General features: G+C 74.2%; 10 protein-coding genes and 1 pseudogene. 9 read left to right on the forward strand and 2 right to left on the reverse strand.

What is annotated here, in order from left to right; all coding sequences use genetic code 11:
• The 6 genes and pseudogenes from E1300_RS50265 to E1300_RS24135 form a co-directional block, all read left to right on the forward strand.
• A pseudogene (locus E1300_RS50265) lies at positions 1–223 on the forward strand (hypothetical protein); the annotation flags it as partial.
• Positions 224–693: 470 nt separating this feature from the next.
• Positions 694–1,812 carry a S8 family serine peptidase gene (locus E1300_RS24115; RefSeq protein WP_242619366.1) on the forward strand — a complete coding sequence of 373 codons (1,119 nt, stop codon included), beginning with the start codon at positions 694–696 and terminating at the stop codon, positions 1,810–1,812.
• Positions 1,796–2,104, forward strand: a complete 309-nt coding sequence (locus E1300_RS24120) for an MGMT family protein (RefSeq protein WP_131759337.1) — start codon at positions 1,796–1,798, stop codon at positions 2,102–2,104. The genes E1300_RS24115 and E1300_RS24120 overlap by 17 nt, the downstream gene beginning before the upstream one ends.
• 156 nt (positions 2,105–2,260) lie before the next feature.
• A complete protein-coding gene (locus tag E1300_RS24125) occupies positions 2,261–5,434 on the forward strand; it encodes an ATP-dependent helicase (protein WP_165502967.1) in 3,174 nt (1,057 codons plus the stop codon).
• A 39-nt stretch (positions 5,435–5,473) separates the two neighbouring features.
• Positions 5,474–8,863: an ATP-dependent helicase gene (locus E1300_RS24130; protein WP_131759338.1), complete on the forward strand. Its 3,390-nt coding sequence runs from the start codon at positions 5,474–5,476 to the stop codon at positions 8,861–8,863.
• Positions 8,864–8,949: 86 nt separating this feature from the next.
• The gene (locus E1300_RS24135) at positions 8,950–9,753 is read left to right on the forward strand and encodes a class I SAM-dependent methyltransferase (protein WP_242619367.1); all 804 of its coding nucleotides are present in this window, start codon (positions 8,950–8,952) and stop codon (positions 9,751–9,753) included.
• 5 nt (positions 9,754–9,758) lie between these two features.
• Here E1300_RS24135 and E1300_RS24140 read toward each other — a convergent pair whose 3' ends face one another.
• A complete protein-coding gene (locus E1300_RS24140; protein ID WP_165502968.1) occupies positions 9,759–10,196 on the reverse strand; it encodes an SUKH-3 domain-containing protein in 438 nt (145 codons plus the stop codon).
• 140 nt (positions 10,197–10,336) lie between these two features.
• Between E1300_RS24140 and E1300_RS24145 the strand changes: the two genes are divergently transcribed.
• Positions 10,337–10,663, forward strand: coding sequence for a hypothetical protein (locus tag E1300_RS24145; RefSeq protein ID WP_242619368.1), 327 nt, complete (start codon positions 10,337–10,339; stop codon positions 10,661–10,663).
• A gap of 102 nt (positions 10,664–10,765) precedes the next feature.
• Here the strand turns inward: E1300_RS24145 and E1300_RS24150 are convergent, their stop codons facing one another.
• Entirely contained in the window at positions 10,766–11,941 is a 1,176-nt protein-coding gene (locus tag E1300_RS24150; RefSeq protein WP_131759341.1) for a hypothetical protein, read from the reverse strand.
• Positions 11,942–12,128: 187 nt separating this feature from the next.
• On the opposite strand from E1300_RS24150, the gene E1300_RS50270 reads away from it, so the two are divergent.
• Both E1300_RS50270 and E1300_RS24155 read left to right on the forward strand, forming a co-directional pair.
• Positions 12,129–12,374 (forward strand): Scr1 family TA system antitoxin-like transcriptional regulator, encoded by a 246-nt coding sequence (locus tag E1300_RS50270; protein ID WP_165502966.1) that lies wholly within the window; start codon positions 12,129–12,131, stop codon positions 12,372–12,374.
• The gene (locus tag E1300_RS24155) at positions 12,358–12,546 is read left to right on the forward strand and encodes a DUF397 domain-containing protein (protein WP_131759342.1); all 189 of its coding nucleotides are present in this window, start codon (positions 12,358–12,360) and stop codon (positions 12,544–12,546) included. The genes E1300_RS50270 and E1300_RS24155 overlap by 17 nt, the downstream gene beginning before the upstream one ends.
• Positions 12,547–12,553: the final 7 nt, after the last annotated feature.

Below are 12,553 nucleotides of genomic sequence, written 5' to 3' on the forward strand. Positions count from 1 at the left end.
GGCGCGGTTCGGGGACGCGGCGCGCCAGTCGTCGGCCGTCGCGCAGACCGGCCCGTACGTGGTCGCGGCGACGGTCGGGTACGCCGACGGCCGCCCCACGCTGCGCGCCCGCCAGCAGCAGGCCGACGTGCCCGCCCTCGCCCCGCGCGTAGCCGCCGCGATCCTGCGACCCCTGACCACCCCCGCCCCGATCCACTGCAACACCCAGGACTGGTCATGCTGACCCGCCCGAACCCGACGAACTGGCCGAACCCGCTGCGGCAGACGGGCGCGCTGAGCGAGCCGGACGCGCCGAAGCGCTCGGGTGCGCCGATCCGGCCAGGCGTCGCGATCCGGCCAGGCGCGGCGAGGCAGTCGGGCGTGGTGCGGCGATCGGGCGCGGTGAGGCGGCTGGGCTTGAGGCGGTCGGGTGGGCCGACCCGGCCGGGCGCAGTGCGGCGGCTGGGCGCGCTGAGGCGGTCGGGTGTGGTGGCGATCGGGCACGCTGCGGCGATCGGGTGGGCCGATCCGGTCGGGTGTGGTGTGGGGGTGGGTGTCTTGAGGCGGGTGGGTGTCTTGAGGCGGGTGGGGGTGGTGCGGCGGGTGGGGGTGGTGCGGCGGGTTGGGGCCGTGGTGGGAGCGGTTGCGATGGGGTTGGGAGTGACCTTGGTGCCGGTCGGGTCGGATGCTCGGGCCGATCAGGTGCGGGACGCGGTGACGGGTGTCCTGGAGTCCCTCAGCGTGCCCGAGGCATGGTCGCTCGCGCGGGGGACCGGCGTGACCGTCGCCGTCCTCGACTCGGGTGTGGACGCGGGGCAGCCCGACCTCGCCGGGTCCGTGACCGCCGGGCCCGACTACACGCGCGGCGCGAACCCGGCGGGGGTGGCGCCGAAGCGGCTGCACGGGACGAACATGGCCTCGATCATCGCCGGGCACGGCCATGGGCCCGGCGGCGCGGACGGCATGCTCGGGGTCGCGCCGGAGGCGCGGATCCTCGCGCCGCGGGTGATCCTGGAGCGCGACGAGCCGGGTTTCGCGGAGTTCACCCGGGCCGACCGCTACGCGGGGACGATCGCCGACGGCATGCGGTACGCGGTCGACCACGGCGCCGACGTCGTCAACCTGTCGCTCGGCCGCACCTACCCGACGCGGCGCGAGCGGGAGGCCGTCGCGTACGCGATCCGCCGCGGCGTGGTCGTGGTCGCCGCCGCGGGGAACGGAGGCGCCGACCGGACGGCCAGGCGCGGCGGCCACACCGAGTACTCGTATCCGGCGTCGTTCCCCGGTGTCGTCTCCGTCGCGGCCGTGGACGCGGAGGGGCGGCACGCGGACTTCTCGAACCGCAACTCGGCCGTCGTCGTGTCCGCGCCCGGCGTGCAGATCATCGGCGCGGGTCCGGACGGCGGCTACTGGATCGGGGACGGGACGAGTCCCGCGACGGCCTTCGTGTCCGGGGTCGCCGCGCTGATCCGGTCGCGGCATCCGGGGCTCGCGCCCGCGCTGGTCACGCAGGCGATCGTGGCGAGCGCGCGGGACCGTCCCGCGCGCGGCTACGACCTCGGCGTCGGCTTCGGCCGGGTGGACGCGTACGCGGCGCTCACCGCGTCCGACGCGCTCGCGGGCGCCCGGATGGACGGCGCGGGCTTCCCGGCGGACCGGCGCTTCGCCGCCGACGAGCCGCGTCCCGTCCGTGTGGTGCATCGGTCGGGCGGGCTGATCGTGACTTATGTCATCGTCTGTGCTCTGGCCGTGCTGGGGTTGGCCGCGGCGGGTGCCCGGCTGCGCCCGGGAGGGCGGACGGAGGAGGAGTCGGCTGATGTTCTCGGAGCCTGACGAGTACGCCGAGATGGTCCTGGACGCGGTGGAGCGGATCCCGCCCGGGCGCGTCCTGTCGTACGGCGACCTGGCGGAGCTGGTGGGGCAGGGCGGGCCGCGGCAGGTCGGGCGGGTGATGTCGCTGTACGGGGGCGGCGTGCCGTGGTGGCGGGTGATCCGCGCGGACGGGAGCCCGCCGAGCGGCCACGAGGTCCGCGCGCACGAGGAGTACCGGGCGGAGGGGACGCCGCTGCGTCCGGACGGCCGCCGCGTCGACATGGCCCGCGCCCGCTGGACGGGCGCGGGCTGACCCCACCCGCTCGAATGGACGGGCGCGGGCTGACCCCGCCCGCTCGAAAAGGCCGTCACGGAACGCCCTGGTGGCACGCGGGTGACGGGGGTCTCCTTCGCGACATGCGTGCGATGTGGTCAGACCAGCCCCGGTGATCTGCTCCAATGAAATGTTGTGCCGCCTGGTTCCTACCGTCTCGTGCGCCGCGCGGGTCCCGCGCGCGCCGTCCCGCCCGTGCTCGACGAGCAGCAGCGGCGGGTCGTCGAGCATGCCGGGGGGCCGATGCTGGTGCTGGCGGGCCCGGGCACGGGCAAGACCACGACGATCGTCGAGGCGGTCGTCGACCGGATCGAGAACCGCGGCGCCGACCCCGAGCGGGTGCTCGTCCTGACGTTCAGCCGGAAGGCGGCGGGCGAGCTGCGGCAGCGGATCACCGGGCGGCTGCGGCGGACGACGCGGACGCCGCTGGCGCTGACCTTCCACAGCTACGCCTACGCGCTGCTGCGCCGCGACGCGGTGCTGAACGAGGAGCCCGCGCCGCGGCTGCTGTCGGGGCCGGAGCAGCTCCTCGAAGTGCGGCGGCTGCTGGAGGGTGAGCTGGCCGACGGCGCGCGCGGGTGGCCGGAGCGGCTGCGGGCGGCGCTCGCGACGCGCGGGTTCGCCGAGGAGCTGCGCGACTTCGCGGCCCGGGCGGGCGAGCGCGGGTACGGGGTCGAGGACCTCGCCGCGCTCGGACGGATCCGGGGCCGCGACGACTGGCCAGCCATCGGCGGGTTCATGAAGCGGTACGTCGACCGGTTCGCGCTGGATCCCGTCCCCACCTACGACTACGGCGAGCTCATCCAGATGGCCGCCATCATGCTGGCCGAGGAGGAGGTGCGGATCCGCGAGCGCGACGCCTACGACGCGGTGTTCGTGGACGAGTACCAGGACACCGACCCCGCCCAGGAGGAGCTGCTGCACCACCTGGCGGGGGAGGGGCGCGACCTCGTCGTGGTCGGCGACCCTGACCAGTCGATCTACGGGTTCCGCGGCGCGGACGTCCGCGGCATCCAGGGGTTCCCCGAGCGGTTCCGGACGCTGGACGGCGACCCGGCGCCCGTCGTCGCGCTGCGGAACTGCCGCCGGATGGGCCCGGTGATCCTCGAAGCGTCCCGGCGCATCGCCAAGAGGCTGCCCGCGGGCGGTGCCGGCGCGGCCGAGCACCGGGCGCTGCGTCCGCTGGAGGAGCTCGACGACGGCGAGGTGCGGGCGGTGATCGCCGACTCGGAGAGCCAGGAGTCGGCGCTCGTCGCGGACGAGCTGCGCCGCGCGCACCTGCTCGACGGCGTCCCGTGGTCGCGGATGGCGGTGCTCGTGCGGAGCGCCGTCCGGCAGGTCCCGGTGCTGCGCCGGGCCCTCGCGCAGGCGGGCGTCCCGACGGTGGTCGCGGGCGACGAGGTGCCGCTGGTCGGCGAGCCCGCCGTCCGCCCGTTCCTCGTGCTGCTGCGCGCCGCGCTGAAGAAGGGCTTCCTGGACGAGGTCGTCGCCGAGGACCTGCTCACCGGACCGCTCGGCGGCGCCGACGCGCTCGCGATGCGACGCCTCAAGCGGGCGCTGCGCGACCTGGAGGAGCTGTCGGGCGGGCAGCGGCCCCTCGGGGAGCTGCTGGTCGCGGCGGTGAACGACCCGCGCGAGCTGGTCCTCGTCCACGAGCGGGTGCGGGCCCCCGCCGAACGCGTCGCGCACCTCATCGAGACCGCGCGCGCGAGCGCCCACGACGGCGGGACGGCGGAGGACGTGCTGTGGGCCGTGTGGAAGGAGAGCGGCCAGGCCGACGTCCTGCTGGAGCAGAGCGTCAAGGGCGGGACGCGCGGCGCCGCCGCCGACCGGGACCTGGACGCGGTCGTGGCGCTGTTCGACCACGCCGCGCGGTTCGTCGACCGGCTCCCGCAGGCGGGCCCGGAGCTGTTCGTCGACACGATCGCCGCGCAGGAGATCGCCGGTGACACGCTCGCCGAGCACGCGCCGGAGGGCGAGGCCGTCCGGATCCTCACCGCGCACCGCTCCAAGGGCCTGGAGTGGGACGTCGTCATCGTCGCCGGGGTGCAGGAGGGCGTCTGGCCCGACCTGCGGCTGCGCGGGTCGCTGCTCGGCGTGGAGGAGCTCGTCGAGCACGCCGCGGGCACGCAGCCGGACGGGGAGGCCGCGGCGGGCGCGTCCATGGCCGCCAAGATGCTGGACGAGGAGCGGCGGCTGTTCTACGTCGCGGTGACGCGGGCGAGGAAACGGCTCGTCGTGACGGCCGTCGGCGGCGACGACACCGAGGAGCGCCCGTCCCGGTTCCTGAACGAGCTGCTGCCCGGCGCGATCGAGCAGTCGCAGCTCGACGAGAAGACCCGCTGGCTGTCGCTGTCGGCGCTGGTCGCGGACCTGCGCTCGGTCGTCGCCGACCCGTCCCGCCCCGAGCCGCTCCGCCGCGCCGCCGCCGGGCACCTCGCGCGGCTCGCGCGGGCCGGCGTGCGCGGCGCCCGTCCGGAGAACTGGTACGCGATCACGGCGCTGTCCGACTCCGGGCCCGCGTTCGCCGAGGACGAGCAGATCACGATCTCGCCGTCCCAGGTCGAGGCGTTCACGACCTGCGGGCTGCGCTGGCTGCTCGCGTCCGCCGTCGGCGCGCAGGAGGGCGGCGCGAACGAGTTCAGCACGATGGGCAAGGTGATCCACGCGGTCGCGGAGATGGCGGGCGCGGACGACGGCATCACCGAGGTCCACGTCGCCGAGCGGCTCGACGAGATCTGGAACGACCTCGACTTCCGCAGCTCCTGGTACAGCGAGAAGCAGCGCGAGCAGGCCGCGAGGATGGTCGACAAGTTCCTGACCTGGCACCGCGACAACCCCAACGAGGTCGTCGCGCTGGAGGAGTCCTTCAAGGTCGACCTCGGCCGCGTCGTCATCAAGGGCCGCATCGACCGCGCCGAGCGCGACGAGCAGGGCCGCGCCGTCATCATCGACATCAAGACGTCCACGACCGCCGTCCCGAAGGACGACCTGGCCCGCCACCCGCAGCTCGGCGTCTACCAGTACGCGGTGATGCTCGGCGCGTTCGAGCGGCACGGCCTCATCGAGCCCGGCGGCGCGAAGCTGATCCAGGTCGGGAAGGCCGCGTTCACCGCGAAGGCCCGCGAGCAGGAGCAGCCGCCGCCCGCCGAGGACGCCGACCCCGACTGGCCGAAGAAGCTCGTCGAGGTCGTCGCGACCGGCATGGCGGGCGACGTGTTCCAGGCCCGCGCGAACGACAAGTGTCGCACCTGTCCCGTACGATCCTGCTGCCCCGTGCACGACGAGGGCGGGCAGGTTGGCGACTAGTCCCCGTCCGGGACGGTCCTTGAGCTCGGGGGGAGCGGGGTGATCACGCCGGGAGAGCTGGCCCGGCTGCTGGAGATCCCGGAGCCGACGGAGGAGCAGGCCCGGGTGATCGAGGCGCCGCTGGCGCCGATGGCGGTGATCGCGGGCGCCGGGTCCGGGAAGAGCGAGACGATGGCCGCGCGCGTCGTGTGGCTGGTCGCGAACGGGTTCGTCCGGCCCGAGCGGGTGCTCGGCCTCACCTTCACCCGCAAGGCCGCCGCCGAGCTCGGCGTCCGCGTGCGCAAGCGCCTCGACACGCTCCGCGAGGTCCTGCCCGCGGACGAGCTGGAACGGCTCGGCGGCGAGGCGCTGTTCGACGGCGAGCCGATGGTGTCCACCTACCACTCGTACGCGGCGCGCCTGTTCGGCGACCACGCCCTGCGGGAGGCCCTCGAACCGACGATGCGGCTGATCTCGCCCGCGGTCGCCTGGCAGATCTGCTCCCGCGTCGTGGACGCCTACAACGGCCCCATGGACCGCGTCGAATGGGCGCCCGACACCGTCACCAAGGCCGTCATGGAACTGGCGGGCGACCTGTCCGAGCACCTGCGCACCGCCGACGACGTCCGCAAGGTCGGGGCCTGGCTGGACGAGCGGTTCGCCGCCGTCCGCAAGCCGCTGAAGGCGCAGCGCGACATCCTCGCCAGGCAGGCCGTCCGCGAGCAGCTCATGCCGCTCATCGAGTCCTACCAGCGCGCCAAGGCCGACCGGGAGGTCATCGACCACGGCGACCAGATGGCGCTGTCCGCGCGGATCGCCTACAAGCACCCCGAGGTCGGGATGATCGAGCGGTCGCGGTTCTCCGTCGTCCTGCTCGACGAGTACCAGGACACCAGCCAGGCGCAGCTCGTCCTGCTGAAGTCGCTGTTCTCCGGCGGGCACCCCGTCACGGCGGTCGGCGACCCGTGCCAGTCCATCTACGGGTGGCGCGGCGCGAGCGCGGGCAACCTGCTGCGCTTCGCCTACGACTTCCCCTCCCAGGCGCCCGTCGCGGGGCGGCGCCCCGTCCCGGCGCCGGTCGTCCAGCTCAGCCGCTCGTTCCGCAACGGCGAGCAGATCCTGGAGGCCGCCGCGAAGATCCAGGAGGAGCTGCGCGCTGAGACCAAGGCCGTGCCGCGGCTCGTCCCGGGCGCCGGGCGCGAAGGGCGCGGGCGCGTCGAGTGCGCCCTGTTCGAGACCGTCGAGGACGAGGCCGACCGGATCGCCGCCCGCATCGCCGGGCTGATGGCCGCCGACCCCGGGACCGCGCCCGACGGCGGGCTCCAGGTCGAGCCGCTCCAGTACTCCGACGTCGCCGTCCTCGCGCGGAAGCGGTCGCAGTTCCCGCTCATCCGGCGGGCCCTCGAAGCCCGCGGCATCCCCGTCGAGGTCGTCGGCCTCGGCGGGCTGCTGACCGTCCCCGAGGTCCAGGACGTCGTCGCGACGATGCGCGTCATGCACGACCCGACCGCGGGCGCGTCGCTGGCCCGGCTCCTCACCGGCCCCCGCTGGCGCCTCGGCCCCCGCGACCTCGTCGCCCTCGGACGCCGCGCCCGCACCCTCGCCATGGAGGCGTCCCGCGACGTCACCCCGCCGTCCCGCCCCGACCAGGCGCCCGCCCCGGCCGAGGCGTCCGAGGGCGCCGAACCGGCCCAGGCCGGCGACGCGCCCGCCGGGGCCGACGATCCGCTCCGGCAGCTGGTCAGCGAGCTGAACCAGGAGACCGGCAGCCTCGTGGACGCGCTCGACGACCTCGGCGACCCCGGCGCGTACTCGCCCGAGGGCTACGGGCGGCTGCGGCGCCTCCGCGACGAGCTGCGCGGGCTCCGCGGCCAGGTCGGGCTGCCGCTCCCCGACCTCGTCAGCGAGGTCGAGCGGACCCTCGGCCTCGACATCGAGGTCGCCGCCCGCTCCGGCCTCGACCCCGTCACCGCCCGCGCCGACCTCGACGCGTTCATCGACGCCGCCGCGACCTTCGCGGGCGACGCCGAGGACCCGACGCTCGGCGCGTTCCTCGCCTACCTCAAGGCCGCCGAGACCGAGGAGTTCGGGCTGGAGGCCGGGCGGGTCGGCGAGACCAACAGCGTGAAGCTGCTCACCGTCCACGCGTCCAAGGGCCTGGAGTGGCCCGTGGTCGTCGTGCCCGGCCTGTCGTTCGTCCCGCAGAAGAACGGCGGCCCGGCCAAGGGCTCGATCTTCCCGTCGCCGCCGCAGAACGCCACCCGCTGGACCGCGAACCCGCGCGTCCTGCCGTTCCCGCTGCGCGGCGACCGCGCCGACCTGCCCGCGCTCGCCGGGCTGGAGAAGGACGACCTCACCGCATTCGAGCAGGCGTGCTCCGAACGCGACCTGCGGGAGGAGCGGCGGCTCGCGTACGTGGCCGTCACCCGCGCGTCCAGCCTGCTCATCACCACCGGCTACTGGTGGGGCGCCTCCGGGCGTCCGCTCGGCCCGTCGCCGTTCCTCGAAGAGGTCCGAGCGGTGTGCCTCGCAGGCGCCGGGTCCGTCCCGGTGTGGGCCGAACCGCCGGAGGAGGGCGTCCCCAACCCGCTGCTCGCCCAGCCCGACGAGGCGCAGTGGCCGATCGGCCCGGGCGAGCGCGGCCACTCCGACGCGTCGGCGCGCGAGCGCTACGAGGCGGTCGTCGCGGCGGCCCGCATGGTCGAGGACGAGATGGCCGGCCGCACCCGCCACTGGGCGGGCGACGCCGGCCTCTCGGACGCCGACCGCGGCCGCATGTCCGCCTGGGCGCGCGACGTGGAGCTGCTGCTCGCCGAACGCGACCGGGGCCGCGGCGGCGACGGCCTCCTCGTCGAGCTGCCCGCGCACCTCACCGTGTCGTCCCTCGTGTCGCTGGCCCGCGACCCCGCCGCGCTGGCCCGGCAGATCCGCCGCCCCATGCCGCGCCCGCCCGCCCCGTACGCGCGGCGCGGCACCGCGTTCCACGCCTGGCTGGAGAGCCGCTGGGGGCAGCAGCGCCTCCTCGACCTCGACGAGCTGCCCGGCGCCACGGACGAGGGCGCCGCCGACGACGCCTACCTGTCCCGGTTGCAGGAGCGGTTCGAGCAGTCGGAATGGGCGGCGCGGGAACCCCTCGACATCGAGGTGCCGTTCGAGACCATCATCGGCGACCGCCTGGTCCGCGGCCGGATGGACGCCGTCTTCCGCCGCGACGGCGGCTACGAGGTCGTCGACTGGAAGACCGGCGCGCCGCCGTCCGGCGACGAGGCCCGGTTCGTGTCCGTGCAGCTCGCCGCGTACCGGCTCGCGTGGGCGGAGCTCGCCGGCGTCCCGGTCGAGCAGGTCAGCGCCGCGTTCCACTACGTCAGCGCGAACGTCACCGTGCGGCCCGCCGACCTCCTCGACGCCGGCGGCCTAGCCGCGCTCCTCGACACCGTCCCCGCCGCCTGACCGCCTGTCAGGTGACGAGTTCCCCGCGCCCCTGTTCACTCCGCGCGCTTTCGGGGATGATCCGGACAGGAATCCGAGGAGGCGGCGTGTCGGTGTCCCAGGGCGAGAGTGCGGCGGTGTCCCATGACGAGCGGGTCGTACGGGAGTTCTCCAAGCAGGCGGCCGGGTTCGCGGACCCGCGGCTGAACGTCGCGTTCACCCGCCACCTGGACCGGCTCGTCCGGTTCATGGACCCGGAGCTCGACACCGAGGACGTCGTCCTGGAGGTCGCCGCCGGGACCGCGCTCGTGTCCCGCGCGATCGCCCGCCGCGTCCGGCACGTCACGGCCCTCGACCTCACCCCGGCGATGCTCGCCGAGGGCAAGCGCGCCGTCGACCGCGAAGGCGTCACGAACGTCACGTTCGCGCACGGCGACGCCACCGCCCTGCCCTACCTCGACCGCTCCTTCACCCTCGTCGTCACCCGCTTCTCCCTGCACCAGGTCGCCGACCCGGGCGCCGTCGTCGCGGAGATGGCCCGCGTCAGCCGCCCCGGCGCCGCGCTGATCATCGCCGACCTCGTCCGCCCGGACGGCCTGCCCGGCGACCCCGACCGCATCGAGCGGCTCCGCGACCCCTCGCACGGCACCATGCTCACCGAGGAGCGGATCGCCGAACTGATCGCCGCCGCGGGCGCCGAGGTGAAGCGGCGCGAGACGTTCGACTTCGTCCGCCCGCTCCAACCCTGGCTGGAGCTGGCGCAAACGCCCGACGACACGGCCGCGCAGATCCGCAAGGAACTGGAGAAGGAACTGACCGGCGGCCCCGTCACCGGCATGCGCCCGAGCGAGGTGGACGGCGAACTGCACTTCACCCAGACCTACACATTCCAACAGGCCGTCGCCGGCTGACCGGGTCAGTTCTCCCTGATCACCCGCGGAGTGCCCGAACCGGCGAGCATCATCTCCAGGGCCGCGCCGAAGCTGTCCGCGATCTCCAGCCACTCCACGTCGTCGTACGACACCACTGTGCCGGCCTCCCCGACGAAGACGCACGCGTTCGTGATCCACTCCGCGACCGGATAGAACCGCTGCCCGAACAGCGCCTCGAACTCCGCCGCGACGTCGTACGCCCCGCCCCCGGCGAGCACCGGCTCGAACAGCAGCGGGTGCGAGTACGGCCCGCGCACCAGGGGCCGCACCTCAAGACCGCCGAACGACCGCAGCACCGCCCCCGCGACGTCGCTCAGGACGTACCCCTCGCGCGCCAGCACCCGCTGCCACGCGTCCACCGAGACCTGCCGGTCCCGGCTCCAACCACTCGCCACCAGCGCCCTCACGACCACCGGTGACACGTCCCCCAAGGGATCGCCGCGAGAGCCTATGAGCGTTCGACCTCCGTAGGTCCTGACCACTGCGGCCCAACATACCGATCGAGGAGGCTCTTCGAGCAAACGTTCGACGTGGATCGCTCGTGTGTTCTATGTTGTCCGCCATGGGTTCCAGCACCGCCGTGGGTTCCAGCACCGCGCGCCCCCTCGACCGCGAGCCGGCCGCGCTGGCGATGCGCATCGGCGTCGTGGCCGCCGAGGCCGCGCTCGCCACCTTCGCCCGCAACCTCGACCTGGAGGACCTGGAGGGCGGCGTCGACTTCCAGGGCGCCATCGGCCCCGCCGAGTGGCCGGTGTTCTCCCTGGTCATCGACACGCTCGCCGAGGCGTCCCCGGACGACTCCCGCACCCTGGACGAGCGCCGCGCCGACGCGCTCAACGACCTGGCGCGCATCTGCATGGCGGCCAAGACCCGCGCCGGCGCCCCCTGAGACCGGGCGGTGCCCGAGCCCCGAGCGGCCCTGGGCCCGGGCACTACCCACCCGCCCCGCGCCTCACGTCCGAGCCGCGACGCGGACGGCTGGCCGCGACGTCTAGGCGATCGTGATCCTCCAGTCGCCTTCGGCTCGGACATGCAGGTAACCGGGACCCGTGAGCTGACCCTCGGCGTGCGACTGGTCTCTGCCCGCCAGGACCACCTGGCCCTGCTCGAACCCGTTGCCCATCTCGCTCAGCTCGGTCAGGGAGTAGTCGCCGTCGGCCTTGTGCGTCATCCGGACGTGCGCGGGCCCTCCCGCATGGCGGAAGACGAAGGAACCGCGCGAGGCGATCTGATCCTGGACGACGGGAACGGTGTCGGCCGGTTGCAGCCAGGCCGCCCACCGGCCGATCGCGCGGATGCTGACGCGCACGTACTGGTCGTCGTCCGGCGGAAGAGGCTCGACGACACGGTCTCGGTCGGAACCGCGGTGGAGGACGCGTGAACCCGCCCCGCTGGTCTGAAGCACTCTGAACCGGCCGCCACCGTGATGGCGCACGACGAGCACCAGCGGCACACGCGGTTTGCGGTAGGGCAGATGCAGGTCCTTATTGCCCTGCCCCTGCGCCTGCTGGCTCTTGCGGATACCCGGCGGACACGTCTTGAACGCCGCGGGAGCCCGGTGCGGCGTCTCACCGGAGAGGGCCGCAGCACGCGAGGACGCCGCCGGAGTGGCCCCGGCCGCCGGAACGGGCCGAGGCGCCGGCACCCGCTCGGCCCGCCGTGGCGTCCTGGCGGGCCGGGCGGCCGGAGCGGGCCGGGCGCCGGGCGATCGGCGCCCGCCGGTCGCGATGGGAGGCTCGCCGTCGGCGAGCCGGACCGCGTCGGCGGCGCAGACGTCGATGATCCGCGTCGCGCCCGCCTCCGGCGCCCAGGGAACGCGCTCGACGGACGGCCCATGCCGGGGATCGAAGAAGCAGAGCGGACGGCGGGGCGGCACCGGGCGGCCCGCCTGCCGGGCGTCCACGCAGGCGAGCGCGTGCCGCCCCTCGTCCAAGGCGAGCAGGACGTCCTCGGCGTCCTCGCGGTCGCGGTCACCGACGAAGGCCGCCTTGGCCCGCTCGTAGGCGTCCAGCGCACGGGCGTAGTCGGCCATGAGGTCGGCGTCGGAACCGTGCCGTTCGGGATCGAGCGTGTGCCGGGCGAGCGCCTCGCCGAAGGCCGTGATCTCAGCGTCGATCACCGCCAGCTCGTCCGCCCGCCGCCGCCGGAAGAGCCTGGAGAACACCATCACCCGTACCTCCCACTGGTACCGGGATAGTACCGATCCAGAACCCTCCGCAAGATCGACAGCGACCCATCCTGAGGTGGTCAGGCGGTGGGGCGCCATTGTGGAGGGCGCAGCGAAGGCGGATCAGGGTGCCTTGGGAGGCGGCCACCGCGTTGGTGACGATCTCGCTCATCACGATCATGCAGTCGTGAACGGAATCACGGCCAGGACCGTCAGCCGACACGACGGGGCGATCCAGATCCTCCGGGTAGGCTCCCGGGTTGTGGCATATGTCGGAGCGCAGCTTGGCGGACGTCTGATCGAGGGTGGTGACGAAACCGCTGCTCTCGCGCTTCGGTTCGCGCAGATCGGAGCCGTCGCACTGTCGGAGGCGGACTCGCGGGCCCTGATCGAGAAGACGATGAGGACGTACATCAGTGACCAGGTTGCGTAAGAGTTCCCACAGTGGTGGGGACAGTGATCCTGCGTGCGTCGAGTTGGCGTGGGCGGTCGATGAGGTGTGGGTGCGCGACTCCAAGGATCCGGACGGAGAGCGGCTTGCGTTCGGGCAGCAGGAGTTCGCCGGATTGGTGGTTCGGGTCAAGTGCGGAGAACTCGGGCTGTAGCGGACGC

The organism is Actinomadura fibrosa, assembly GCF_900659615.1.
GTDB classification, from domain to species: domain Bacteria; phylum Actinomycetota; class Actinomycetes; order Streptosporangiales; family Streptosporangiaceae; genus Spirillospora; species Spirillospora fibrosa.